Below are 24024 nucleotides of genomic sequence, written 5' to 3'. Positions count from 1 at the left end.
CGCACCCAGTCGACGCGCAGGCTGCGCCGATAGGATGAGACAAACACGAGGAAGGGTGGGCCTCTGATGGAATGGCTCGTGCCGGTACTGATCGTCGTCGGTGTGATTCTGCTCATCGGAATCTACCTCTGGGCGACCTACAACTCGCTGGTGCAGCTGAACGTCCGCGTCGACGAGGCGTGGAGTGGCATCACGGTCCAACTGAAGCGCAGGGCAGATCTGATACCCAACCTCATCGAGACGGTCAAGGGTTACGCCTCGCATGAGAAGGCGGTCTTCGAGAACGTCACTCGTGCGCGAGCGGAGACGCTCTCGGCCGGCAGCCCGGGTGAGGCGGGAATCGCAGAGGGGCACCTCCAGCAGGCGCTTCGCAGCCTCTTCGCGGTCGCGGAGGCCTATCCGCAGCTGCAGGCGAGCCAGAACTTCCTGCAGGTGCAGCAGGCCCTCGTCGACACCGAAGACAAGATCCAGGCCGCGCGCCGCTTCTACAACGGCGGGGTCCGCGAGCTGAACACGAAGATCAAGGTCTTCCCGAACAACCTCTTCGCGAAGGGGCTCGGATTCACCGAACGCGAGTTCTTCGAGGTCGCCGACAGCGGCGCGATCTCCGAGCCGCCGCGCGTGCAGTTCTGACCTGCGGGAAGGGCCGATGCGCCTCGTCGCATCGGGCCTTCTGCGTATTCGGGCGCTGACCCGGAGCGCTGCTCACCACACGTCGAGATCGACGTCCCCATCCTCGACGCTCGCGTCGCCGCGGAGCGTCCACGAGTCCGTGCGATAGGTCTCGGTTCGCGGACTGCCGTCTTGTCCGGTACCCGACACGGTCGCGACGAGGATGCCGCCTTCGGCGATGAATCCGTCATCGGTCAGCTCCAGCACCGGCATCCGCTCGACGCGGAAGCGGACGTCGTCGACCGCGGCGAACTCGGTGCCCCACGGGATCCTGATCCCGCACCCCTCGGGGACGACGCCGTCGGTGACCACGGCAGAGGTGCAGTCCTCGAGGTGATCGTCGAGCGCCCGCTGCGCCAGAGCCCGCGGATCGGCATCGGGTGTCGGCGAGCTCGTCGCGGTCGGCGTGGCCCGTGCCGAGGGGATGTCGCTCGACGCCTGCCAGAGCCACACGGCTGCCCCCGCGACCAGGAGCGCGGCGACACCGCCCCCGATCGTCCACGCGAGGCGGCGATTCACTCGGATGCCTCTCTGGCGTGCACATGGCGACGCACGGATGCGTCTGCGCGACCGGACAGCGCCGCATGCAGAGCCTCGGACGCGGTGCCCCAGCGCGAGACGGAGACGTGCGCCAGCCCCTGCCATGCCGCCGCGAGGGCGAGCTCAGCGGCGATCTTCTCGGCATCCGCGCCCGGCTGGCCCTGAGGCTCCCACCAGGCCGATTGCACCTGGAGCGTCGACGTCGCGCGGTCGGCCTTGAGATCGACACGCGCCACGATGCGGTCGCCGACGAGCACGGGCAGCGAGTAGTACCCGTATCGCCGCTTCTCGGCAGGAACGTAGATCTCGATCCGGTAATCGAGCTCGAAGGCGCGCAGAGCCCTGTCACGGAACCAGACCACGGGATCGAAAGGCGTCAGGAGCGCGGCGGCGTCGATCCTGCGCGGCAGCACGGCGTCGCGGTGCCTCCAGGTGGGCAGCGGACGACCGCCGCGGTCCCAGCCGCGCACGGAGACCGGGAGGATCTCGCCTGAGTCGACCAGATCCGCGATCGACTGCGACACCGCCGCTCGGTCGCGGATGCGGTGGTAGTCCGCGAGGTCCGACTGGGTCGCGACCCCCGACGATCGTGCCGCGCGCCGGGTGAGCTCGCGGATCGCGTCCTCTCGGGGCACATGCTGCGACAGGATGGCGTCGGGGATCACCTGCTCGGCGAGCGCGTACGTGCGCTCGAAGCCCTTTCGACCGCTGATCGCCACGTCGCCGGTGCGCCACAGGTGCTCGAGGGCGAGCTTCACGTCATCCCAATCCCACCAGGTGCCACGCTCGCGAGGAGCGTCGTCGCGGAGGTCGGCCGGTCGCAGCGGCCCCCTGGCTCGGAGCTCGTCCTGCACCCAGCGGAGGGTGCGCGTGTTGGTGCTCATCCAGGAGTCGGGCGCCGCCCATCTGGCGCGGAAGTGATCCATGCGGAATCGCCACAGAGGCCAGTCCTCGATGGGGATGAACGTCGCCTCGTGAGCCATGTACTCGACGTAATGGGTCGTGCGCGAATGGAAGACGCGATCGAAGAGCGCCGGTTCGTAGGCACCCAGGCGCGAGAACAGCGGCATGTAGTGCGACCGTGCGAACACGTTGACCGAGTCGATCTGCAGCACGCCGAGACGATCCATCACGCGGTGGATGTGCCGGGCCGACACCGAGGCCGGGCGTGCACGAGAGAAGCCCTGCGCGGCGAGCGCGATGCGACGGGCCTGGGCGGCGCTGAGGGTGTCGGTCACCTCGTCAGGGTAGCGCCGAGCGCCGACATCCGCGCCCGGCCCGTCACGACGGTCGGCGGCTGCGCCGTAGACTTGGGCGATGAGCGAAGAGCAGCGTCCGCGGCTGAGAGACCTCTTCCGTCCGCGTTCCGTCTCCCTTGATCGCACGGTGACCACCGAGGCCGACGAGGCGGTCCCCCGAGGGCTGCGCGTCACGGCGGCATACTCGTGGCGGATTCTGCTGATCGCCGCGGTGGTGGCCGGATTCATCTGGCTCGTCATCGAGCTGAAGCTCCTCGTGATCCCGCTCATGGTCGGCATCCTGGTCACGGCCCTGCTGTGGCCGGGATTCCAGTGGATGCTGCGCCACCGCTTCCCGCGCTGGCTGGCCGTCGCCCTCTCGATCATCGGCACGCTCGCGATCGTGTCCCTGCTCATGTGGCTCGTGATCTGGCAGGTCCGTGCGCAGCTTCCCGACGTGCAGGAGCGCAGTGCGCAGGCGGTCGACGAGTTCCGTCAGTTCCTGCTCACCGGACCGCTGCACCTCAGCGACTCGCAGATCCAGGGATACATCGACCAGGCCCTCCAGGTCGTCAACGAGCAGACTCAGACCCTCTTGAACGGTGCGCTGGCAGTCGGCACGACCGCGGCGCACGTCGTGACCGGTGCGGTCCTCTCGCTCTTCATCCTGATCTGCCTGCTCGCCGACGGCCGGGGCATCTGGGAGTGGACGCTGCGCCTCTTCCCGCGCGCTGCGCGCCCCGCCGCCGACGCCGCCGCGAGCAACGGCTTCGCGACGATCGTCAACTACGCCCGAACCCAGTTGCTCGTCGCCGCGATCGATGCGGTCGGCATCGGCGTCGGCGCCGCTCTGCTCGGCGTGCCGCTGGCGATCCCCGTCGCCGTGCTCGTCTTCCTCGGTTCGTTCGTGCCGATCGTCGGTGCCGTCGTGACCGGCGCGATCGCCGTACTGCTCGCGCTGGTCTACAACGGCCCCTGGATCGCGCTCGCGATGCTGGCCGTCGTGCTCGGCGTGCAGCAGCTCGAGGGTCACATCCTGCAGCCGATCCTCATGGGCTCGGCAGTGAAGGTGCATCCGCTCGCCGTCGTCCTGGTGGTCGCCGGGGGCTCGATGGTCGGCGGCATCCCCGGCGCGCTGTTCGCGGTGCCTCTCGCGGCCTTCGTCAATGTCGCCGCGGTGACAGTCAGCACCGGCGCCTGGCGCACCGGCGATAAACCGAACGCAGACCTTATCTGGAGCACAGTGCCGCGCGAGCGCACACGGAGGAATCGATGAGCGCAGTCCCCAGCCTGACCGAGTTCGAGAACGCCGCTCAGAGTCTGGCTGAGGTGATCACGCGAACGCCGACCCTGCCCTCGCGCGCCCTGTCGGACGTGCTCGGCGCACCGGTGGTGCTCAAGATGGAGAACCTGCAGCGAACGGGATCCTTCAAGATCCGTGGTTCGGCATACCGCCTCTCGCAGCTGAGCGCCGAGGAGCGTTCGCGCGGCGTGGTCGCAGCGTCCGCCGGAAACCATGCACAGGGCGTCGCCCTCGCGGCCCAGACGCTCGGAATCCAGGCGACCATCTTCGTGCCCCTGGGCATTCCCGTGCCCAAGCTGCTGGCGACGAGGAGCTACGGTGCCGAGGTCGTGCTCGAGGGAGAGACCGTGGCGACCTCGCTGCGACTCGCCGCTGAGTTCGCCGAGCGCACGGGGGCAGTGATCATCCATCCGTTCGACCACCGCGACGTCGTCATCGGGCAGGGCACACTCGGACTCGAGCTGCTCGAGGACGCTCCCGATGTCGACACGATCGTGCTGGGAATCGGCGGCGGGGGCCTCATCGCCGGCGTCGCGGCCGCGGTGAAGGCCAAGGCTGCCGAACTCGGGCGCTCGGTGCGCATCATCGGCGTACAGGCCGAGAACGCCGCGGCGATGATCCCTTCGCTGGAGGCCGGGTACCCCGTCGACATCGAGACGAAGCCGACGATCGCCGACGGAATCCTGGTCGCGCGACCGGGGGCCATACCGTTCGAGATCATCAAGGACCTCGTCGACGAGGTCGTCACCGTGACCGACGACGACCTGGCGCGCGCCATTCTGGTTCTTCTCGAGCAGTCCAAGGTGATCGCGGAGCCCGCCGGAGCGGTGGGTGTCGCCGCGATCCTCGCCGGCAAGGTGAAGGCGAGCGGCACGACCATGGCCGTCGTCTCCGGAGGCAACATCGACCCGCTGCTGCTGCAACGTGTCGTCTCCCACGGCCTCGCGGCCTCGGGCCGTTATCTCACGATCCGCATCCCGCTGCCCGATCGCCCCGGTCAGCTCGCGCGAGTCTCGGAGCTCATCGCCCAGGCGGGAGCCAACGTCATCGAGGCCATGCACACCCGGCACGGGCACGGCCTGCAGATCAGCGAGGTGTTCCTCGAGCTCAGCGTCGAGACGCGCGGTGCCGAGCACTCCGAGCACACCCTGGACACGCTCCGTCGCGCCGGCTTCCAGCCGATCGTCGTGCCGGACTGACGCGACGCGCACTCAGCCCTGACATGCAGATGCCCCGTCCAGTCGGACGGGGCACCTGCATGTCAGGGCACGAGCCCGATGCTGACCGGTGTCAGCCCGTGTAGGTGTCGACGTTCACGATCTCGACCGAGATCGCGCGGCCGTTCGGAGCCTCGTAGGACGACTTCTCGCCGACCTTGAGTCCGAGGATCGCCTGTCCGAGCGGGCTGGCCTCGCTGTAGACGTCGAGGTCGCTGCCCACGGCGATCTCGCGGCTGCCGAGCAGGAAGACCTCTTCGCCGCCGGCGACGATCGCGGTGACGACGGTGCCGGGCTCGACGATGCCGCGGCTCGCGGGCGCCTCACCGACCTTGGCCGTCTTGAGGAGGTTCTCGAGGGTGCGGATCCGCGCCTCCTGCTTGCCCTGCTCGTCCTTGGCGGCGTGGTAGCCGCCGTTCTCCTTGAGGTCGCCCTCTTCGCGGGCCGCTTCGATGCGCTTGGCGATCTCTTCGCGACCGGTGGTGGAGAGGTGCTCGAGCTCGGCGACGAGCCGGTCATACGCTTCCTGCGTGAGGAAGGGAACCTGAGCGTCAGTAGACATGACGAAGCTCCTTCGGTAGGTACCCGGCGACGTTCCGCGGGGGATATGCCAAGACGCCCCGGCACGTGCCAGGGCGTCATCTGTCTGGCACGAGTCTAGGCGACCCAGCAGCTGTTCACCAAACCTGTCGTCGCGGCTGAGACGGTGGGAACCGTGGCCGAGAGCGCCTGCGAATGCGTGTCTCCCGCAGGGATCTCGACGACCTTCCAGCCGACCACGCCGAACTCCTCGTCGAGCGCCTCGACGACGCAGGCCACGTCCTTGCCCTGCACTCCGGTGATCTGGAAGCGCACGGTGACGCTGTGCTCGTCGACCAGGTCGAAGCCGAGGTCGTCGGAGTCGACGGCGTTCATCTGCGACGTGACGATCATCCAGCCGAACGCGCCGACGAGAAGTGCGGCGATGGCGATGACGATGATCCACGGACCCCGTCGGGTGCGGGTGCGGCCATAGCGGTCGTCGAGCTGTTGTGCGGTCGTCACGGGGTGGGTCTTCCGGTCGTTAGGCTGGTAACTCCAGGTTATGCGACCTGCGCATGAAAGGCAGACTCCATGCTTGCTCTGACCGAGACCCCGATGCCGACGCCCACGATGACCGTGGCACCGGAGCTGGTCACGCCCGGATTCGTCGGCTTCGCCGCCGTGGTGATCATCCTCATCGCGGTGATCCTGCTGATCCTCGACATGAACCGTCGGATCCGTCGGGTGCGCTACCGAGAAGAGGTCAGGGACGAGCTCGATGCCGAAGAGGCCGCGCTCGCGGCCGACGAGGCGACCGAGACGGATGCCGATCTGCCGATCGTCCGCGAGGGCGACGACGACCCCGAGAAGCGCTGACCGGACCGGAGCGGTTCAGGCCCCGAGCGACGGGGACAGCGGCGCCAGCGCGATGAGCAGGCACGCGACCCAGTGGCACAGGAACGCGAGCACCGTGCACAGGTGGAAGATCTCGTGGAAGCCGAAATGGCCAGGCCACGGATTGGGCTTCTTGAGCGCGTAGACGATCGCGCCGCCCGTGTAGAGCAGGCCGCCGACGATGACGAGCGCCATCATGGTCGCGTTCGCGACGAACAGGTCGGCGAGGTACATCACCGCCGCCCATCCGAGCAGCAGGTAGAGCGCGACATACAGCCACCGAGGGGCATTGATCCAGAACACGCGGAACAGGATGCCGACCAGCGCACCGGACCAGACGAAGACGAGGAGCAGCGCGCCCTTGCCCGGGGGGAGCGCCAGCACGGCGAGCGGGGTGTACGTCCCGGCGATCAGGAGCAGGATGTTCGCGTGGTCGATCCGCTTGAGGATCATCTTGACCTTCGGACTCCAGTCGATCCGGTGATACAGCGCCGAGTTGCCGAACAGCAGCAGCGATGACGCCATGAACACCGCCGCAGCCCACTTCGCGGCGCCACCCTGGGCGACGACGATCAGCACCACACCGGCGACGATGGCGATCGGGAAGGTGGCCGCATGCAGCCAGCCTCGCCAGGTGGGTTTGATCTCGGCCGCGGCGACGTCGTGCGCGGCATCCTCCAGGAGGGGCAGCTGGGGGACGTCGGGTACCGAGGAGTCGGGTGTGCTCACGCCCTCACTCTATGCGGGCGATCATGCAGCCGAGCGTACATATCCTGAGCATCGATCCTCGGTCCCGAGACCGCCGACACGATAGCGTAGGGAGGTGATGTCACGCGATGTTCAGGGGCGGGGGCCGCTGTACCGGCTCTATACCAGCAGGCTTCGCCGACACCTCGACCCCGAGTCGGTTCCGCACCACGTCGCCATGATGATCGACGGCAATCGGCGTTGGGCGCGTCAGCTGGGCTATGACACTCCGGCTGAGGGGCATCGGGCCGGTGCCGCCAAGATGCGGGAGTTCCTCGGATGGTGCGACGAGCTCGGCATCCGCGTCGTGTCGCTCTATCTTCTGTCGAGTGACAACCTGCTCAAGCGCGACTCGGCAGAGCTGGCCGACCTGATCGAGATCATCGCGGAGCTCGCCGAGGCTCTGTCGCGCGAGGGCAACTGGCGAGTGAAGCACGTCGGCCGCTCGGACATCCTCCCCGCGGAGCTCGCGAGAGTGCTCGACGACGCACAGGAGCGCACGCGCGACCACACCGGGCTGCACGTCAACCTCGCGGTCGGCTACGGCGGCCGCAACGAGATCGTCGACGCCGTGCGCAGCATCGTCACCGCGCATCAGGCGTCCGGAGGGACGATCGAAGACCTCGCCGCGCATCTCACACCCGAGATGATCGGCGAACATCTCTACACCGGCGGCCAGCCGGATCCCGATCTCGTCATCCGCACGAGCGGCGAGCAGCGACTGAGCGACTTCCTCCTGTGGCAGAGCGCGCACAGCGAGTTCTACTTCGTCGAGGCGCTCGGGCCGGATCTGCGCCAGGTCGACTTCCTGCGAGCGATTCGCGACTTCGCCGACCGCGATCGGCGCTTCGGCCGCTGAGACGGTGCATCAGGGGGCCGGTCACATCCCGTTAATCAACACGTAACGAACTGGTGGCGTGTCGAGCCAGGCGAATGTCGGCACCTGGTCGTAACTTCTAGGCATCGGGCAAGGCGCCCGTCGGGTCGGCCTCAGGTTGACGACTCGTGACCCCCTGGTCGACTCGTTCGAACAAACCGGGATTCCCCGGGTCGGGAGTGGGTCGTGACCTCACGTACAGCGCAGCAGTCCACAGGCACAGCGCAGCAGTCCACCCGTAAGACGACGACGCGAGCAGCGTCCGCTGATCCTGATCAGGATCTCCGGACCTACGTGCTCGACACGTCCGTCCTGCTGAGTGATCCTCAGGCCTTCTTCCGGTTCGCCGAGCATTCGGTGGTCGTCCCGGTCGTGGTCATCACCGAGCTCGAGGGCAAGCGCCACGACCCCGAGATCGGCTACTTCGCCCGTCAGGCGCTGCGTCACCTCGACGACCTGCGCATCGAGCACGGTCGTCTGGACTTCCCGGTCGAGGTGGGCGAGGGCGGCACGCTCCGCGTCGAGCTGGCCAACACCGACTCGTCGGTGCTCCCCGCCGGGATCCGGCTGAGCGACAACGACACCCGCATCCTCTCCGTCGCCATGAACCTCGCACAGGACGGGCAGGACGTCACGATCGTCTCGAAAGACCTTCCGATGCGGGTCAAGGCGGCGTCCCTCGGCCTTCGCGCCGAGGAGTACCTCGCCGAGCAGGCCGTCGACTCGGGCTGGACCGGCATCACCACGCTCGACCTGTCGGGCGATGAGATCAGCGACCTGTACGAGAGCGAGGTGGGCATCAGTGAAGACGCCAGAGGCCTGGCGGTCAACACCGGGCTCATCATCCACTCCGAGCGCGGATCCGCCCTCGGCAGGGTGACCGGCGACGGCGAGTACAAGCTCGTGCGCGGCGATCGCGACATCTTCGGGATGCACGGGCGATCCGCCGAACAGCGGATCGCGATCGACCTGCTCACCGACCCCGACATCGGCATCGTCTCGCTCGGCGGGCGTGCGGGCACCGGAAAGTCGGCACTGGCGCTCTGCGCGGGTCTCGAGGCGGTGCTCGAGCGGCAGCAGCAGAAGAAGATCATCGTGTTCCGACCGCTGTTCGCCGTCGGGGGCCAGGAGCTCGGCTACCTGCCCGGCGACCAGGGCGAGAAGATGGGCCCGTGGGGGCAGGCGGTCTTCGACACGCTCGGCTCGGTGGTCTCGGGCAACGTCATGGAGGAGATCGTCGAACGGGGCATCCTCGAGGTGCTTCCGCTCACGCACATCCGCGGTCGGTCGTTGCACGACGCGTTCGTGATCGTCGACGAGGCGCAGTCGCTCGAGCGCAACGTGCTGCTGACGGTGCTCAGCCGCATGGGGCAGAACTCCCGAGTGATCCTGACCCACGACGTCGGTCAGCGCGACAACCTCCGCGTCGGACGCCACGACGGCATCGCCAGCGTCATCGAGACGCTCAAGGGACACGACCTCTTCGCCCACGTGACCCTGATGCGCTCGGAGCGCTCCGCGATCGCCGCCCTCGTGACTGAGCTTCTGGAGGGAGGCGAGCTCAGCTGAGCTGACTCTTCGACAGCGGATGCCGTGGTCTCACGGCATCCGCTGTCGTCTATTCCGGAGGATGCGTCGGCGATTCGCTTCCCTCCGCGCTGACGTCGGCATACGCTCGTGGCACCGAACGCAGACAATGGAGTGATGCGCGATGAGTGATGCGACGAAGACCGTGGAAGATGACCAGCTGCCGCCCGTGGCGGTGGACGAGAAGCCGCGGTGGACACCGCTGAAGATCGTGCTCTGGGTGGCGATCGCGCTGCTGGGCGGCATCGCCTGGACGATGCTCGCGATCGTCAGGGGCGAGACGGTGAACGCGATCTGGTTCGTGTTCGCGGCGGTCTGCACCTACCTCGTGTTCTACCGCTTCTACTCGAAGTTCATCGAGCGGAACCTGGTCAAGCCGAACGACCGGCGAGCGACTCCCGCCGAGTACAAGGCGGACGGCAAGGACTACGTCGCGACGGATCGTCGGGTGCTGTTCGGCCACCACTTCGCCGCCATCGCGGGCGCCGGTCCGCTCGTCGGTCCGGTGCTGGCCGCCCAGATGGGCTACCTTCCCGGCACGATCTGGATCATCGTCGGAGTCGTGCTCGCGGGTGCGGTGCAGGACTACCTCGTGATGTTCTTCTCGATGCGGCGAGGCGGACGCTCTCTCGGTCAGATGGCCCGCGACGAGCTCGGCCGATTCGGAGGAACGGCGGCGATCATCGCGACGCTGCTCATCATGATCATCATCACGGCGATCCTCGCCCTCGTGGTCGTGAACGCCCTCGGGGAGAGCCCGTGGGGCGTGTTCTCCGTGGCGATGACGATCCCGATCGCGCTGTTCATGGGGGCGTACCTCCGATGGATCCGCCCCGGCAAGATCACCGAGGTGTCGATCATCGGCTTCGTGCTGCTGATGGCCGCGATCATCGGCGGCGGGATGGTCGCCGAGACCGACTGGGGTCAGGCGATCTTCACCCTCGACCGGACCACCATCGCGTGGGGCATCATCGTCTACGGCTTCATCGCGGCGGTGCTGCCCGTGTGGATGCTGCTGGCTCCGCGTGACTACCTCTCGACGTTCATGAAGATCGGCGTGATCGTGGCGCTCGCCGTCGCGATCCTGTTCGTGCGGCCCGAGATCACCGTCCCGGCCTTCAGCGAGTTCGCCGCGGGCGAGACGGGGCCGGTCTGGGCAGGGGCGCTCTTCCCGTTCCTCTTCGTGACGATCGCCTGCGGGGCGCTGAGCGGATTCCATGCGCTCATCGCGTCGGGCACGACGCCGAAGATGATCGAGAAGGAGAAGCAGACGCGCTTCATCGGCTACGGCGGGATGCTCATGGAGTCGTTCGTCGCGATCATGGCGCTCGTCGCCGCGATCTCCATCGACCGCGGGCTGTACTTCGCCATGAACTCCTCGCCGGCGGCGACGCTCGGCACGGTCGAGGGCGCGGTCGCGTTCGTCAACGGTCTCGGCCTGACCGGGGTGAATCTGACACCGGAGATGCTCACGAGCACGGCAGAGGCGGTGGGGGAGGAATCGATCGTCTCCCGCACGGGCGGCGCGCCGACGCTGGCTCTCGGCCTCGCACACATCATGCAGCAGTGGATCGGCGGCACCGGGATGATGGCGTTCTGGTATCACTTCGCGATCATGTTCGAGGCGCTGTTCATCCTGACTGCGGTGGACGCCGGCACCCGCGTCGCGCGCTTCATGCTGCAGGACTCGGTCGGCAACGTCTTCCCTCGCTTCAAGGACACCTCGTGGCGGGTGGGCGCGTGGATCTGCACGGCCGTCATGGTCGCGGGGTGGGGCGCGGTGCTGATCATGGGGGTCACGGATCCTCTCGGCGGCATCAACACCCTGTTCCCGCTGTTCGGCATCGCCAATCAGCTGCTGGCGGCGATCGCCCTCTCCGTGGTGCTCACGATCGTGGCGCGCAGACGCACCTTCAGGGTTCTCTGGGTGGTGGCGCTGCCGCTGGCATTCGTCACGGTCGTGACGGTGACGGCCTCGCTGCAGAAGATCTTCTCGACCGTGCCGCAGGTCGGCTACTTCGCGAACCATGTCGCCTTCCGCGACGCTCTCGCGGCGGGGGAGACCTCCTTCGGCACGGCGACCGGCGTCGCCGCGATGGAAGCGGTCGTCCGCAACACCATGATCCAGGGCATCCTGTCGGTGACGTTCCTCGTGCTGTCGGTGATCGTGATCACCATCTCGATCATCAAGGTCATCCAGGCCGTGCGCCCCGGGCCCGTCATCGACCAGGAGGACCCGGAGGTGCCGTCGCACCGCTTCGCACCGGCCGGTCTCATCGCCTCGTCGGAGGAACGCGCCGTCGAGAAGCAGTGGAACGCACTCCCTTCGTCCGCTCAGCCCACGAGGGGGCACTGATGGCCGCCGTGGTATCCGACCATGTTCGGCGGGCCTGGCACGCGGTCGCCTGGTACGTGAACGGCGTGACCGGGCAGTCGCGGTACGCGTCCTACGTCGCGCACGAGCGGGAGCGGCATCCCGAGAGAGAGCCGCTCAGTGAGCGGGAGTTCTGGAGGGCGCACTACGCGCAGCAGGATGCCGACCCGGGTGCCCGCTGCTGCTGACGCCGTAGACGACGGATGCCGCAGGGACCGAGTCCCTGCGGCATCCGTGTTCAGAGCCTGACGATCAACCGGGGTGGGTCATCGAGAGCAGGTCGAGCTTCTCGTCGAGCTGCTCGAGCGTCAGGTCGCCGCGTTCGACGTATCCGAGGTCGATCACGGCGTCGCGCACCGTGATGCCCTTCGCGACCGAGTGCTTGGCGATCTTCGCCGCGGCCTCGTAGCCGATGAGCTTGTTGAGCGGGGTGACGATCGACGGGCTCATGCCGGCGAATGCCGCCGCGCGGTCGAGGTTCGCCTGCAGTCCGTCGACGGTCTTGTCGGCGAGCACGCGCGAGGCGTTCGCGAGCAGACGGATCGACTCGAGCACCGCCGTGCCCATGACCGGGATGGCGACGTTCAGCTCGAAGGACCCGGACGCGCCGGCCCAGGCGACGGTCGCGTCGTTGCCGATCACCCGGGCGCAGACCATCAGTACAGCCTCGGGGACGACCGGGTTGACCTTGCCCGGCATGATCGACGAGCCGGGCTGAAGGTCGGGGATGTGCAGCTCTCCGAGACCCGTGTTGGGGCCCGAGCCCATCCAGCGCAGGTCGTTGTTGATCTTGGTCAGCGAGACCGCGATCGTACGCAGCGCGCCCGAGGCCTCGACGAGTCCGTCGCGGTTGGCCTGCGCCTCGAAGTGGTCCTTCGCCTCGGTGATCGGCAGCTCCGTCTCGGCGGCGAGCAGCTCGATGACCTTCTGCGGGAATCCGAGCGGCGTGTTGATGCCGGTGCCGGTGGCGGTGCCGCCCAGCGGAACCTCGGCGACGCGGGGGAGTGCAGACTGCACGCGCTCGATGCCGAGGCGCATCTGACGGGCGTAGCCGCCGAACTCCTGGCCGAGTGTGACCGGGGTGGCGTCCATGAGGTGCGTGCGGCCGGACTTCACCGCGTCCTTCCACAGCTCGGCCTTCGCCTCGAAGGCGACGGCGAGGTGGTCGAGCGCGGGGATGAGCGTGTCGATGAGCGCCTGCGTGACGGCGATGTGCACGGAGGTCGGGAACACGTCGTTCGACGACTGCGAGGCGTTCACGTGGTCGTTTGGGTGCACGTTCGCACCGAGGATGCGGGTGGCGAGAGTGGCGAGCACCTCGTTCATGTTCATGTTCGACGACGTGCCGGAGCCCGTCTGGTAGGTGTCGACCGGGAACTCACCGTCGTGGGCACCGGCGGCCACCTGGTCGGCGGCCTGGGCGATCGCGTCGGCGATGGCCCCGTCGAGGGTTCCCAGCTCCTTGTTCGCGAGTGCAGCGGCCTTCTTGATGCGCGCGAGCGCGGCGATCTGCGTGGACTCCAGGCCCTTGCCCGAAATCGGGAAGTTCTCGACGGCGCGCTGCGTCTGTGCGCCATAGAGCGCGTTCACGGGAACCCGCACCTCGCCCATGGTGTCGTGCTCGATGCGGTACCCCTGCGCGTCTGCGCCACTGTGCTGGTCGGTCATTCCGAACCCTCCTTGGTTGCGGGGCCGTGCCCCTCGGTGTCGTTTCCGTCTGTGTCGATTCCGACCGTGATGACGGGCACCGCAGTGCCCTCGGCCAGACGGTAGTTGGCGCCCACGATGCCCAGACGGCCGTCGGAGACAGCCTGCGAGATCACCTCGGACGACTGCAGCAGGTCCCGGACCGTGTTGCGCAGGTGCTCTTCGCCCACGAGCTCCGCGTCGATCTCGGCGACGGTGGTGCCGCCGCTCTCGGCCAGCACCTTGCGCGCCGCCGGGACGATCGGGGCGATGAGCTTCCAGATGTGCGGCGGCAGGGGCGCGGCGTCGATGGCCGTTCCGTCGATGGCAGCGCGGACGGCACCGCACGAGTCATGCGCGAGGACGACGATCAGAGGCACGTTCAGCACGGCGACCGCATACTCGAGGCTCGCGACGATGGACTCGCCGATCACCTGGCCGGCGTTGCGCACGACGAACAGGTCGCCGAGTCCGAGGTCGAAGATGATCTCCGCGGCGAGGCGCGAGTCCGAGCAGCCGAACAGCGTAGCGACCGGATGCTGTGCCTCAGCGAGGTGCTTGCGTCGAGCCACGTCCTGGTTCGGGTGCTGAGGTGCGTCGGCGACGAATCGCCGATTGCCGTCCTGCATCTGCTTCCAGGCAGCAGCGGGCGTGAGCGCGTGGGTCATGGTCACTCCGAGAGGTCGCGGATCTGGGGGACGAGAGACTCGGCGAGTTCCGCGGTGGAATCGGCGGAACGCGAGCCGTAGAGCAGCAGGTAGTCGTCACCCGCCTGGGTGCCGATGGCGTAGGTGATGTTCTGCTTCGCGCCGGCATCGCCGAGGTCGTAGACATCCCATTCCAGGCCGCCGATCGACGTCGTGTCGGTGGGCGCGGTGCCGTTGAGACGCTGAGGCGCCCATGAGGAGTCGGCGTCGAAGGCCTGCGCGAGCTTGATGAATCCGCGCTCGTCCTCGGCGGACGGCGCCAGGGTGACGTCCCAGACCACGGTGGCGGCGCTCGTGAGCTCGGCGGTGTTGACCCGCCAGAAGTCCGCCAGATCGGGCACGATCACCGGGCGATCCATGGTGGATTCCACGTCGGCGGCGATGCCGACCACGTCGATCTTCTGCGTGGTCGCAGGCTCTCCGCGCGGAACGGCCAGCACGATCACCGCGACGATGGCGAGGGTGACGATCAGCGCGGCGACCAGACTGCGCACGGTCTGACTCGAGCGGTAGGCCTTGCTCGAGGCGGCCTTGCGTGCGGCGGTCTCCTCGGGAGTCTCCGGACGCCCGAGCTCGGCGACGATGGGAGCCGGCTTGTTCACGATTCGTCTCCCTCGGCGGTGCCGGTCGACGTGGCGCGCGCGGCCTCGAGGCGGCGCTTCGCTCCGAGCAGCCACTCTTCGCAGCGAGCAGCGAGCGCCTCGCCGCGCTCCCAGAGTGCAAGCGACTGTTCGAGCGTCGGAGCGCCCTGTTCGAGTTCGGAGACGACCTTCACGAGCTCATCGCGAGCGGCCTCGAATGACAGGGTGTCCACGGGGGTGTCATTCAGCGCACTCACGCCTCCATCCTACGCGGTGCGCACGACACCCTCAGCCGGAACGAGGCACCGGTGCTTCCTCGATCTCGCCTTCGGAGCGCGCCGCGATCGAGCCGCGGTCGACGGTGATCGTCAGGCCGCTGCCTGCCGGCGCGTCCGCGGCGTCTCGGAGGATCACTCCGCCGTCGAGGTGGGCGATCGCGTAGCCGCGCGACAGCGTGGCTGCAGGAGAGAGCGCCCTCAGCGAGGCCCGAAGTTCGCTGGTCGCGCGACCGGCCGCATCGTGTTGGCGCCTGATCGTGTCGCGGCCGCGCGAGAGCAGCAGCCACACGTCTTGGGAACGCGACTCGATGATCGGGTCGGGAGAGCGCAGAGAGGGGCGCGAGCGCAACTGCTCCAGCTGCGCGATGTCGTGCGAGAGCCGCTGCGTGAGCCTCGTCGTCGCTCTCGAGCGCAGCTGCGCGATCAACGCCCGCTGCTCGCTCACGTCGGGGACGACGCGCTTCGCGGCATCCGTGGGAGTCGAGGCGCGCAGATCGGCGACGTCGTCGAGCAGCGGGTGATCGTTCTCGTGGCCGATCGCGCTGACGATCGGCGTGGATGCTGCCGCCACGGCCCTCACGAGACGCTCGTCGCTGAATCCGAGAAGCGTCTGCGGGTCGCCACCGCCCCGGGCGATGACGATGACGTCGACATCGGGGTCGGCGTCGAGACGCGCCAGCGCCGCGAGCGTCTCCGGCACGCACCGGTCGCCCTGCACGGCGGCGTACTCGGTGCGGAACCGCACCTGCGGCCAGCGGAGCTCCGCATTGCGGTGCACGTCCTTCTCGGCATCGGACTTCTCGCCGGTGATCAGACCGATCACGTGCGGGAGGAAGGGCAGGCGCTTCTTGCGTGCCGGATCGAACAGTCCCTCCTGGCGCAGCTGCAGACGGAGCTTCTCGAGCTTCTCGAGCTGGTCGCCGAGACCGACGTGCTTCATCGCGGAGACGGCGAAGCTGAAGTCGCCGGCCTTCACGAAGTAGTCGGCCTTGACCGCGGCCACGACATGATCACCCACTGCCAGGTCGCCGGGGATCCGCGGGCGCACACTCGACCAGATCCGGATCGAGATCTGCGCGTCGGAGCGGGTGTCCTTGAGGCGGGCGAAGATGTTGCCGCCGCGGACGTTCCAGGAGGTGATCTCGCCCTCCACCCACACGGTGTTCCACCGGGCCACGAAGTCGCGGATCGTGGCGTTGAGGCGGGCGACCGATGTCGGAGCATCGGCCGATGAGTCGCGCGGAGCGACCGCATCCGCCGGGGGAGTCTCGCCGGATCCCGTCGAGGCTTCGAAGACCGTCATCCGCTCAGTGCACCTTCCCGCTCCTGCTCAGGTTGTCGACGGTAGAATTCAAGAGTGACCTCGACTGCCGTTCATCTGCCCCTTCCGCGCGTTCCACGAGTACGTGGGGCGGCCGGGCGGCTTCAGGATAACCCGGTCGTCGGGAACAAGCGCGTTCTGCTCGCCGCTCCGCGCGGATACTGCGCCGGGGTCGACCGCGCCGTGGTCGCCGTCGAGAAGGCGCTCGAGCGCTATGGCGCCCCTGTCTACGTGCGCAAGCAGATCGTGCACAACATCCACGTGGTGACCGAGCTCGAGGACAAGGGTGCGATCTTCGTCGAGGAGGTCGACGAGGTTCCCGAGGGTGCGCACGTCGTCTTCAGCGCGCACGGCGTCTCACCTGCCGTCGTCGAGGCGGCATCCGACCGCGGACTCCATGCGATCGACGCGACCTGCCCTCTGGTCACGAAGGTGCACCGCGAGGCCGTCCGCTTCGCCCGCGACGACTTCGAGATCCTGCTCATCGGCCACGAGGGCCACGAAGAGGTCGAAGGCACTGCGGGTGAAGCCCCCGAGCATGTGACCATCGTGAACTCGCCGGCCGAAGCCGACACCGTGCAGGTGAAGGATCCCTCGAAGGTCGTCTGGCTCTCGCAGACCACGCTCTCGGTCGACGAGACCATGGAGACGGTGAATCGCCTGCGTGCGCGGTTCCCCGAGATGCACAATCCGCCGTCCGATGACATCTGCTACGCGACGCAGAACCGTCAGGTCGCCATCAAGAAGGTCGCGGCGAACGCCGACCTCGTGATCGTCGTCGGTTCGTCGAACTCGTCGAACTCGGTGCGCCTGGTCGAGGTCGCACTCGAGTACGGCGCGAAGGCCGCGTATCGCGTGGACTACGCCGAAGAGGTCAAGCAGGAGTGGCTCGACGGCGTCGCCACGGTGGGCGTCACCAGCGGCGCTTCCGTTCCGGAGGTTCTCGTGCACGAGGTGCTCGAGGCGCTCGAAGGAGCCGGGTACCGTGACGTCGAAGAGGTCAAGACGGCGGAAGAGGACCTGATGTTCTCGCTGCCGAAGGAACTGCGGCAGGATGCTGCGGGCCAGCGCGATGCGCGTGCGCTGGGAGGTCGTTCCTCCGGTGGGAATGCGTGACAGTGGCGCCACGGAGGCGGCACCGACGCTGATCGGCTCGGTTCAGCGTGCGCTCCGGCTGGTCGACATCGTGGCGAACTCGCCACGACCCGTGCCGGTCAAGAGTCTCGCGGCGCGAACGGGTCTCACCCCCGGGACGACGTACAACCTCGTGCGAACGCTGGTGCATGAGGGGTATCTCGTGAGCGAGCCCGACGGTCTGGTCCTCGGCGAGAACTTTCCCGTATTCCGGTCGCGGTCCGATGCGGGCGGCGTGTTCTTCGCCCATGTCCGCGCGGCGCTGCGCCGCGCGACCGAAGAGGTGGGCGCCACCGCCTACCTCTCCCGCTACGAGAATGGCGAGCTGCACCTCGTCGACATCGTGGATGCTGCTCGCAGCCCGCGGATCGACCTGTCGGTCAGTCTCGACTCGAGCGCGCACGCGACAGCGCTCGGCAAGCAGATCCTCGCGGACCTGAGTCGCGATGAGCGGATGGACTATCTCTCGCGCCACCCGCTGGAGCAGCTCACGCCCCGCACGATACGGGACCCACAGGCTCTGCTGACGGCGCTCGAGCGTTCCCGCGGATTCGCCGTGGACTGTGAGGAGTACGCGATCGGAAATGCCTGTGTCGCCGTTCCGGTGACCGCTCCGAACATCAGGGCGTCGCTCGCCGTCTCGCTTCCGGTGGGCCATCCGCGGCTCGATCGCGGCCTCGTCGAGAAGCTCCGACTGGTGGCACGGCGGTTGTCGCTCCAGCTGGGTGCAGAAGCGCTGGGCGGCAGTGCCTCCCGTCTCGCGACGTCGTTCTGACGCTCGCCGCTTACAGCGCCTGCGTCTCTTCACTATCTGAAGAAGTGCCACTGGTGCTCGGGCACACGCTTTCCATAACATGTGAGAAGTAGTCGTCTGTGCAATCGGCGCTACTGGTGGTGGAACGTCCCCAGCGTTCCTCGATCCACTTGGATGACGAACGTCCCCAGCGTTCCGAGTCCGCGGCCCCGAGGAGTCCCCACTCCTCCGGGGCCGCCATCATGTGCGGGCGGTTCAGACGCTCCCTGGGAACACCTCCTAGTCGATCGGACTAGCATGCTGGGATGACGGACCAGCGGCCCCAGTACGGCGAAATCGCGACCCTCGACGAGCAGCGCAGGGCAGCCGGGCTGCCTCCGCTGGGCGAGGTTCCGACCGCCGAGGTCGGTGCACCCTCGAGCCGGCCCGCTCAGACTGGCAGCGCCCCGACCGGTTCGGCCCCCGCGCGTCCGCGTCCGGTCGACCGATTCGTCACGATCGCCCTGCTCGCCTACGGTCTGGTGAACGTCGTCATGACGGGCCTGTCGTACCTCGACTTCTCCACGGCGATGAATCAGATGATGAGCGTGCTCGGTGTGGACGGAGAGTTCACGAACTTCGCGCAGGGGAGAACCTGGGGCACGATCGCGGCGATCGTCCTGGCGGTCGGCTGGTCGCTGACCGCGTTCTTCTCCATCCGTCGCCTTCGCACCGGCAAGCGCTCGTGGTGGGTGCCGCTCGCCGGCGCGGCGATCACTCTGCTCGTGGCGTCCGTCTGCGCCTCGATCCCGCTGATGAACGATCCCGCCTTCATCGACTTCGTCGCCAAGACAGCCGGTCAGTGACCGTCTGAACGACAGATGCCCCCGGCCGATCGGCCGGGGGCATCTGTCATTCGGGACTGATCAGCTCTTCGACTGTCCGTACGAGCCGAGCTGGCGCGTGGACTCGACCACGCGAGCGGCCATGGCCGTCTCAGCGATCTTGCCCCAGGCGCGCGGGTCGTACTGCTTCTTGTTGCCGACCTCGCCGTCGACCTTCAGGACGCCGTCGTAGTTCTTGAACATGTAGTCCGCGATCGCACGGGTGTACGCGTACTGCGTGTCGGTGTCGATGTTCATCTTGATGACGCCGTTGGCTACCGCGAGGGCGATCTCGTCGTCGGTCGAGCCCGAGCCGCCGTGGAAGACGAGGTCGAGCGGCTTCGGGCCGGTGTTGTACTTCGCGGCGACCTGCTGCTGGATCTCGCCGAGGAGCTCGGGGCGCAGCTTCACTCCGCCGGGCTTGTACACACCGTGGACGTTGCCGAAGGTGAGAGCGGCGATGTAGCGACCCTGCTCGCCGAGGCCGAGAGCCTGCACGGCCTGGTCGACGTCCGCGAAGGTCGTGTAGAGCGCGTCGTTGGAGCCCTCGTGCGCGACACCGTCTTCCTCGCCGCCGACGACGCCGATCTCGACCTCGAGGATCGCGTTGATGTTCTTCATGCGGGGGAGGAGATCCTTGGCGATCTCGATGTTCTCCGCCAGGGGGACAGCCGAGCCGTCCCACATGTGCGACTGGAAGATCGGGTTGCGTCCGGCCTTGACCTCTTCTTCAGAGGCGGAGATCAGCGGCTCGACGAAGCCGGCGAGGGCATCCTTCGGGCAGTGGTCCGTGTGGAGCGCGACGGTGATCGGGTAGTTCTTCGCGACCTCGGTCGCGAAGCGGGCGAAGGCGAGTGCGCCGGTCGCGCGTGCCTTGACCGTGTGGCCGGCGAAGTAGTCCGCTCCACCGGTGGTGACCTGGATGATTCCGTCGGAACCTGCCTCGGTCAGGCCCTGGAGGACCGAGTTGATCGTCTGCGAGCTGGAGACGTTGAAAGCCGGGTACGCGAAGCCGCCGGCCTTCGCGCGGTCGAGCATTTCGGCGTACTGATCCGGGGTGGCGACGGGCATGAGAACTCCTGCGATTTGGGAAGCCGGGACAGCAGTCACTCTATCGGGGCTGACTGTCGGATGCTGTCGGAGCGGACCGGCCGACTTCCTCCTCCTGCGCCCACGTTAAGAATCGCACTTCCTTCGTCGCCGCCTGACCGAAAACAGGCGTTTCGCGCCCGCCCGATGGTTAGGCTGACCGCATGGTTAGTCTTACAGCGGATCTGAGCCCCCTTCGTCCCGATCGAAATCTCGCGATGGAGCTGGTGCGGGCCACTGAGGCAGCCGCCATCCGTGCCGTCCCCTTCATCGGTCGTGGCGCGAAGGAAGCGGCCGACGGCGCAGCCGTCGATGCCATGCGTGCGTTCCTCGGAACCGTGGCCTTCCAGGGTCGTGTAGTGATCGGCGAGGGTGAGAAGGACAACGCGCCGATGCTCTTCAACGGCGAGGAGGTCGGCACAGGCACTGGCCCCGAGTGCGACATCGCGGTCGACCCGATCGATGGCACGTCGCTGACAGCCGCGGGGCGCCAGAACGCGCTCTCCGTCATCGCCGTCTCCGACCGGGGCTCGATGCTCGACGCGTCGTCCGTGTTCTACATGGACAAGCTCGTCACGGGACCCGCCGGCGTCGGAGTGGTCGACATCCGTCTTCCGATCGGTGAGAACATCCGCAAGCTCGCGGGGGCCCTCGGAAAGCCGGTGGACGAGATCGTCGTATCGGTGCTGAACCGCCCGCGTCATGAGCAGCTGATTCAGGAGATCCGGGATGCCGGGGCCGGTACGCGACTGATGAGCGACGGTGACGTCGCCGGTGGCATCAACGCGGCCAGGCACGCCGCGCGCACCGACATGTGCGTGGGCGTCGGAGGCAGCCCTGAGGGAATCGTGACGGCGTGTGCCATCAAGGCGCTCGGCGGGCACATCCAGGGGAGACTCTGGCCTCGCGACGACGACGAGCGCCAGCGCGGCATCGATGCCGGACTCGACATGGACAAGGTCTATGAAGCCAACGACCTGGTGCGCGGAGACAACACGATCTTCGTTGCCACGGGTGTCACGGATGGGCAGCTCGTGGCCGGCGTCCGCCGTGAGCACGGGTACATCTACACCGAGAGCGTCGTGCTGCGCGGCGCGTCGGGAACCCTTCGGAGGATCGCCTCGGAGCACCTCGTCTCGAAGTGGCTCTGATCTCTGAGATCTGAGCGGAACCGGTCATCGTTACCGACCCGGTACCGCCGTGCGCAGCGCCGAGCCGAGGTTTCTCGCGCGTCCGTGTCACAATTGTCACTGGATTTGTCGCCGTCGACGGAGCCGCCAGGCACCGCAGGCACAGGAGGGCAGACCGATGACAACGCAGCACACGAATGGTTCCAAGGCCGCGCCGACCAAGATCGTGACGACGCCCACCGGTCGCATCATGCGGATCAATGTCGATGAGGCCGGTGTGCCTCTTCCGACGGGGACTCCGGCGCCGCCTGTGGTCAAGACCGCTGTCGCAGACCCCGCTCGTCGCGCTGACGTGCTGTTCCGAAAGCGCCTCGATGAGGGGCACGAAGTCAGCTCCTGGTGGATGATCGGCGCTTTCGTCGTGACCAGCGGTCTCGTCATCCTTCTTCTCAGCGGCGTGCCGGGCGTCGCCTGACCTCAGTTCCGGGGCTCTTCGGGGTCGATCGCTCCGAAGGCCGAGCCCGTCTGCACCGACTCTCCGTTGCCGAGACGAGAGCGGACGTCTCCGACGTCGGCCTGAATCGGTGAACCCGGCTCCTCGGATGCCTCGCCCTCGGCGTTGCGGATGCCGACGTTCGAGTCGAGTTCCTTCTCCGAGTCGATCATGAGCTCAGGCGCGGTGAAGCGTCGGGTCTGCGCGGTGACCGCGGGTGCGACCGAGTCGAGTGTCGACGAGCTGATGCCGGGGAACTGCCGAGCTGTCACGAGCACTCGGCTCTCGAGCGAGCCGGCGAACCTGTTGTAGCTGTCGACCGTGCGCTCGAGCGCGCGGCGAAGATCATCGGCATGACCGGCGAGCACACCGAGCCGGTCGTACAGCTGCGTTCCCAGGTTCAACAGCGCTCGTGCTTCGGTCGACACTTCCTGCTGCGTCCAGCTGTAGGCGACGGTCTTGAGCACCGCCCACAGGTTCACGGGCGATGCGAGCGCCACCCGCTTGCTGAAGGCGTAGTCCAGCAGCGTCGGGTCTTCGTCGATGGCCGCCGCGAGGAGCGACTCGCTCGGGAGGAAGCAGATGACGAACTCGGGGCTCGCGTCGAGACCCGACCAGTAGGCCTTCTTCGCGAGTGCGTCGATGTGGGCGCGCACCGCCTTCACATGCTTCTGCATGTGCGCGCGTCGCTGGGCCTCGTGCGCGTCGCCGATCGGCAGCGCCGAGGCCTCGAGATAGGCGTCGAGCGGCACCTTCGCGTCGACCGCGATCGACGTGCCGCCGGCCAGGCGGATCACCATGTCGGGGCGGCCCTGGCCGCGGTCTGACGAGATCGTCGACTGCAGGTCGAAGTCGACGTGACGGATCAGCCCTGCGGCCTCGACGACGCGGCGCAGCTGGGTCTCGCCCCAGACGCCGCGCGTGGCTGTCGACCGCAGCGCCCCGGCGAGCGATTCGGTGGTCGATCGCAGCGCCTCGTCGGACTCCTGCGCGCGCCTGAGCTGCTCCGCGAGGGAACCGAACTGCGCATGCCTCTCCTGCTCGATGGCCGAGACCTTCTGCTGCATCTGCTGCAGGCTCTCGCGAACGGGGGCGAGCGCCGTGAGCACCGCATTCTGCTGCTGCACACGCTGCGCCTCGGCGCGCTGCTCGAGTCGCGCGTGCTCGACGGCATCCCGATACAGGTCGTACTGCCGGTCGCGATCGTCTCGGGCGGCGGCGAGTTCCGCCTCGATGCGGGCGAGATCCGCCGCACCGCGCGAGCCGTGGAGGAACCAGCCCACTGCGACGCCGGCCACGAGCGCGGCCAGGAGGAGAACGAGCGTGAGAGCATCCATGTGCTCCATGATGCGCTCGGCCACGGACATTCGTCCGGTGCGACTCAGGCGACCGCGCGCTCCGGAGTGGCGATGACCGGATCGGTCACACGCAGCGCGAGCGCATCGGCCAGGGAGAAGACGTCGGACGCGCCGTGCCGGCGGGCGGCATCGATGATGATGTGCGCGCAGGCGAGCGCGTCAGCGAGCGCGTCATGGTGCGAGAATCCGGTGAAACCGGCGGCCTCGGCTGCCTTCGGAAGACGGTACGACTCGAGCTCGTAGGTCTTGCGCGCCACCTGCAGGCTGCACAGCGAGCGATACGGCGGGCAATCGCCACCCGTGGCCTCTGACGCGCGGCGGAGCACATTGAGGTCGAAGCCCGCGTTGTGCGCCACGAGCACATCTGCACCTGCGAAGGCGCACAGGCGGTCGAACTGATCCGCCCAGCTCGCGGCGTCCCGCACATCGTGCGCCCGGATGCCGTGGATCTTCGTGTTCCACTCCTGGAACTCGTCGTGCCCGGCGGGCGGGCGGATCAGCCATCCGGCCGTCGCGACGATCCGGCCATCGCGCACACGCACGAGGCCGACGGAGCAGGCGGAGGCGGGGCTGGAATTCGCCGTCTCGAAGTCGATAGCGGTGAAGTCCAGTGGCACATCCCCACTCTCTCCCGGCATCCGAGACGCTCCCGGATGACT

Annotated in this window: 26 protein-coding genes; 13 read left to right on the top strand and 13 right to left on the bottom strand. The window is 67.7% G+C overall.

What is annotated here, in order from left to right:
• The first annotated feature begins 66 nt into the window (after positions 1–66).
• A complete protein-coding gene (locus OPU70_RS07690; RefSeq protein WP_042542063.1) occupies positions 67–633 on the top strand; it encodes a LemA family protein in 567 nt (188 codons plus the stop codon).
• A 72-nt stretch (positions 634–705) separates the two neighbouring features.
• On the opposite strand, the gene OPU70_RS07685 is transcribed toward OPU70_RS07690, so the two are convergent.
• Both OPU70_RS07685 and OPU70_RS07680 read right to left on the bottom strand, forming a co-directional pair.
• Positions 706–1191 (bottom strand): hypothetical protein, encoded by a 486-nt coding sequence (locus OPU70_RS07685; protein ID WP_079112499.1) that lies wholly within the window; start codon positions 1189–1191, stop codon positions 706–708.
• A complete protein-coding gene (locus tag OPU70_RS07680) occupies positions 1188–2450 on the bottom strand; it encodes a winged helix-turn-helix domain-containing protein (protein WP_309687002.1) in 1263 nt (420 codons plus the stop codon). Before OPU70_RS07680 ends, OPU70_RS07685 begins: the two co-directional genes overlap by 4 nt.
• 79 nt (positions 2451–2529) lie before the next feature.
• Between OPU70_RS07680 and OPU70_RS07675 the strand changes: the two genes are divergently transcribed.
• Positions 2530–3726, top strand: coding sequence for an AI-2E family transporter (locus OPU70_RS07675; protein WP_498557456.1), 1197 nt, complete (start codon positions 2530–2532; stop codon positions 3724–3726).
• Complete coding sequence (ilvA, locus tag OPU70_RS07670) at positions 3723–4952, top strand: threonine ammonia-lyase (RefSeq protein WP_311879479.1); 1230 nt, start codon at positions 3723–3725, stop codon at positions 4950–4952. The genes OPU70_RS07675 and ilvA overlap by 4 nt, the downstream gene beginning before the upstream one ends.
• A 91-nt stretch (positions 4953–5043) precedes the next feature.
• On the opposite strand, the gene greA is transcribed toward ilvA, so the two are convergent.
• Both greA and OPU70_RS07660 read right to left on the bottom strand, forming a co-directional pair.
• Positions 5044–5532 carry a transcription elongation factor GreA gene (greA, locus tag OPU70_RS07665; RefSeq protein WP_042542059.1) on the bottom strand — a complete coding sequence of 163 codons (489 nt, stop codon included), beginning with the start codon at positions 5530–5532 and terminating at the stop codon, positions 5044–5046.
• A gap of 95 nt (positions 5533–5627) precedes the next feature.
• On the bottom strand, positions 5628–6014 hold the full coding sequence (locus tag OPU70_RS07660) for a DUF4307 domain-containing protein (RefSeq protein ID WP_042542058.1): 387 nt from the start codon (positions 6012–6014) through the stop codon (positions 5628–5630).
• 69 nt (positions 6015–6083) lie between these two features.
• On the opposite strand from OPU70_RS07660, the gene OPU70_RS07655 reads away from it, so the two are divergent.
• Positions 6084–6368 (top strand): hypothetical protein, encoded by a 285-nt coding sequence (locus OPU70_RS07655; RefSeq protein ID WP_056376082.1) that lies wholly within the window; start codon positions 6084–6086, stop codon positions 6366–6368.
• 15 nt (positions 6369–6383) lie between these two features.
• On the opposite strand, the gene trhA is transcribed toward OPU70_RS07655, so the two are convergent.
• Positions 6384–7115, bottom strand: a complete 732-nt coding sequence (gene trhA / locus OPU70_RS07650) for a PAQR family membrane homeostasis protein TrhA (RefSeq protein WP_042542056.1) — start codon at positions 7113–7115, stop codon at positions 6384–6386.
• Between the two features lie 97 nt (positions 7116–7212).
• Between trhA and OPU70_RS07645 the strand changes: the two genes are divergently transcribed.
• The 4 genes from OPU70_RS07645 (at position 7213) to OPU70_RS07630 (ending at position 12159) form a co-directional block, all read left to right on the top strand.
• Positions 7213–7992 carry an isoprenyl transferase gene (locus OPU70_RS07645; protein WP_042542055.1) on the top strand — a complete coding sequence of 260 codons (780 nt, stop codon included), beginning with the start codon at positions 7213–7215 and terminating at the stop codon, positions 7990–7992.
• Between the two features lie 204 nt (positions 7993–8196).
• Positions 8197–9579, top strand: coding sequence for an RNA 5'-3' helicase PhoH2 (gene phoH2 / locus OPU70_RS07640; protein ID WP_042542054.1), 1383 nt, complete (start codon positions 8197–8199; stop codon positions 9577–9579).
• A gap of 142 nt (positions 9580–9721) precedes the next feature.
• Positions 9722–11953 carry a carbon starvation CstA family protein gene (locus tag OPU70_RS07635; protein ID WP_498557455.1) on the top strand — a complete coding sequence of 744 codons (2232 nt, stop codon included), beginning with the start codon at positions 9722–9724 and terminating at the stop codon, positions 11951–11953.
• Complete coding sequence (locus OPU70_RS07630; RefSeq protein ID WP_042542052.1) at positions 11953–12159, top strand: YbdD/YjiX family protein; 207 nt, start codon at positions 11953–11955, stop codon at positions 12157–12159. The genes OPU70_RS07635 and OPU70_RS07630 overlap by 1 nt, the downstream gene beginning before the upstream one ends.
• Positions 12160–12223: 64 nt before the next feature.
• On the opposite strand, the gene OPU70_RS07625 is transcribed toward OPU70_RS07630, so the two are convergent.
• Genes OPU70_RS07625 through xseA form a run of 5 tightly spaced genes read right to left on the bottom strand, consistent with a single transcriptional unit; the run spans position 12224 to position 16526 of the window.
• A complete protein-coding gene (locus OPU70_RS07625) occupies positions 12224–13639 on the bottom strand; it encodes a class II fumarate hydratase (protein ID WP_079112504.1) in 1416 nt (471 codons plus the stop codon).
• Positions 13636–14325, bottom strand: a complete 690-nt coding sequence (locus tag OPU70_RS07620; RefSeq protein ID WP_042542050.1) for a carbonic anhydrase — start codon at positions 14323–14325, stop codon at positions 13636–13638. The genes OPU70_RS07625 and OPU70_RS07620 overlap by 4 nt, the downstream gene beginning before the upstream one ends.
• 2 nt (positions 14326–14327) lie before the next feature.
• Positions 14328–14966 carry a DUF4245 family protein gene (locus OPU70_RS07615; RefSeq protein WP_079112505.1) on the bottom strand — a complete coding sequence of 213 codons (639 nt, stop codon included), beginning with the start codon at positions 14964–14966 and terminating at the stop codon, positions 14328–14330.
• The gene (locus OPU70_RS07610; RefSeq protein WP_042542048.1) at positions 14963–15202 is read right to left on the bottom strand and encodes an exodeoxyribonuclease VII small subunit; all 240 of its coding nucleotides are present in this window, start codon (positions 15200–15202) and stop codon (positions 14963–14965) included. Before OPU70_RS07610 ends, OPU70_RS07615 begins: the two co-directional genes overlap by 4 nt.
• A gap of 31 nt (positions 15203–15233) precedes the next feature.
• Positions 15234–16526: an exodeoxyribonuclease VII large subunit gene (xseA, locus tag OPU70_RS07605; protein ID WP_309687036.1), complete on the bottom strand. Its 1293-nt coding sequence runs from the start codon at positions 16524–16526 to the stop codon at positions 15234–15236.
• 54 nt (positions 16527–16580) lie between these two features.
• Between xseA and OPU70_RS07600 the strand changes: the two genes are divergently transcribed.
• From OPU70_RS07600 to OPU70_RS07590, 3 genes are all read left to right on the top strand, one after another.
• Complete coding sequence (locus OPU70_RS07600; protein WP_197066103.1) at positions 16581–17660, top strand: 4-hydroxy-3-methylbut-2-enyl diphosphate reductase; 1080 nt, start codon at positions 16581–16583, stop codon at positions 17658–17660.
• The gene (locus OPU70_RS07595; protein WP_498557454.1) at positions 17653–18453 is read left to right on the top strand and encodes an IclR family transcriptional regulator; all 801 of its coding nucleotides are present in this window, start codon (positions 17653–17655) and stop codon (positions 18451–18453) included. Before OPU70_RS07600 ends, OPU70_RS07595 begins: the two co-directional genes overlap by 8 nt.
• Positions 18454–18737: 284 nt before the next feature.
• Entirely contained in the window at positions 18738–19277 is a 540-nt protein-coding gene (locus OPU70_RS07590) for a DUF6264 family protein (RefSeq protein WP_475436383.1), read from the top strand.
• A 60-nt stretch (positions 19278–19337) separates the two neighbouring features.
• On the opposite strand, the gene fbaA is transcribed toward OPU70_RS07590, so the two are convergent.
• Positions 19338–20366, bottom strand: a complete 1029-nt coding sequence (fbaA, locus tag OPU70_RS07585) for a class II fructose-bisphosphate aldolase (protein ID WP_042542045.1) — start codon at positions 20364–20366, stop codon at positions 19338–19340.
• Positions 20367–20548: 182 nt separating this feature from the next.
• Here fbaA and glpX point away from each other — a divergent pair, with 182 nt between their 5' ends.
• Positions 20549–21535 carry a class II fructose-bisphosphatase gene (glpX, locus tag OPU70_RS07580; protein WP_042542044.1) on the top strand — a complete coding sequence of 329 codons (987 nt, stop codon included), beginning with the start codon at positions 20549–20551 and terminating at the stop codon, positions 21533–21535.
• A gap of 157 nt (positions 21536–21692) precedes the next feature.
• A complete protein-coding gene (locus OPU70_RS07575; RefSeq protein ID WP_042542043.1) occupies positions 21693–21989 on the top strand; it encodes a hypothetical protein in 297 nt (98 codons plus the stop codon).
• 2 nt (positions 21990–21991) lie between these two features.
• Here the strand turns inward: OPU70_RS07575 and OPU70_RS07570 are convergent, their stop codons facing one another.
• The gene (locus tag OPU70_RS07570) at positions 21992–23344 is read right to left on the bottom strand and encodes a DNA recombination protein RmuC (RefSeq protein WP_311879916.1); all 1353 of its coding nucleotides are present in this window, start codon (positions 23342–23344) and stop codon (positions 21992–21994) included.
• A 44-nt stretch (positions 23345–23388) separates the two neighbouring features.
• Positions 23389–23982, bottom strand: a complete 594-nt coding sequence (locus tag OPU70_RS07565; protein ID WP_042542042.1) for an exonuclease domain-containing protein — start codon at positions 23980–23982, stop codon at positions 23389–23391.
• Positions 23983–24024: the final 42 nt, after the last annotated feature.

The sequence above is a fragment of the Microbacterium sp. SWDP-B6 genome, assembly GCF_059803615.1.
This window is presented reverse-complemented; position numbering and strand designations above follow the sequence as displayed.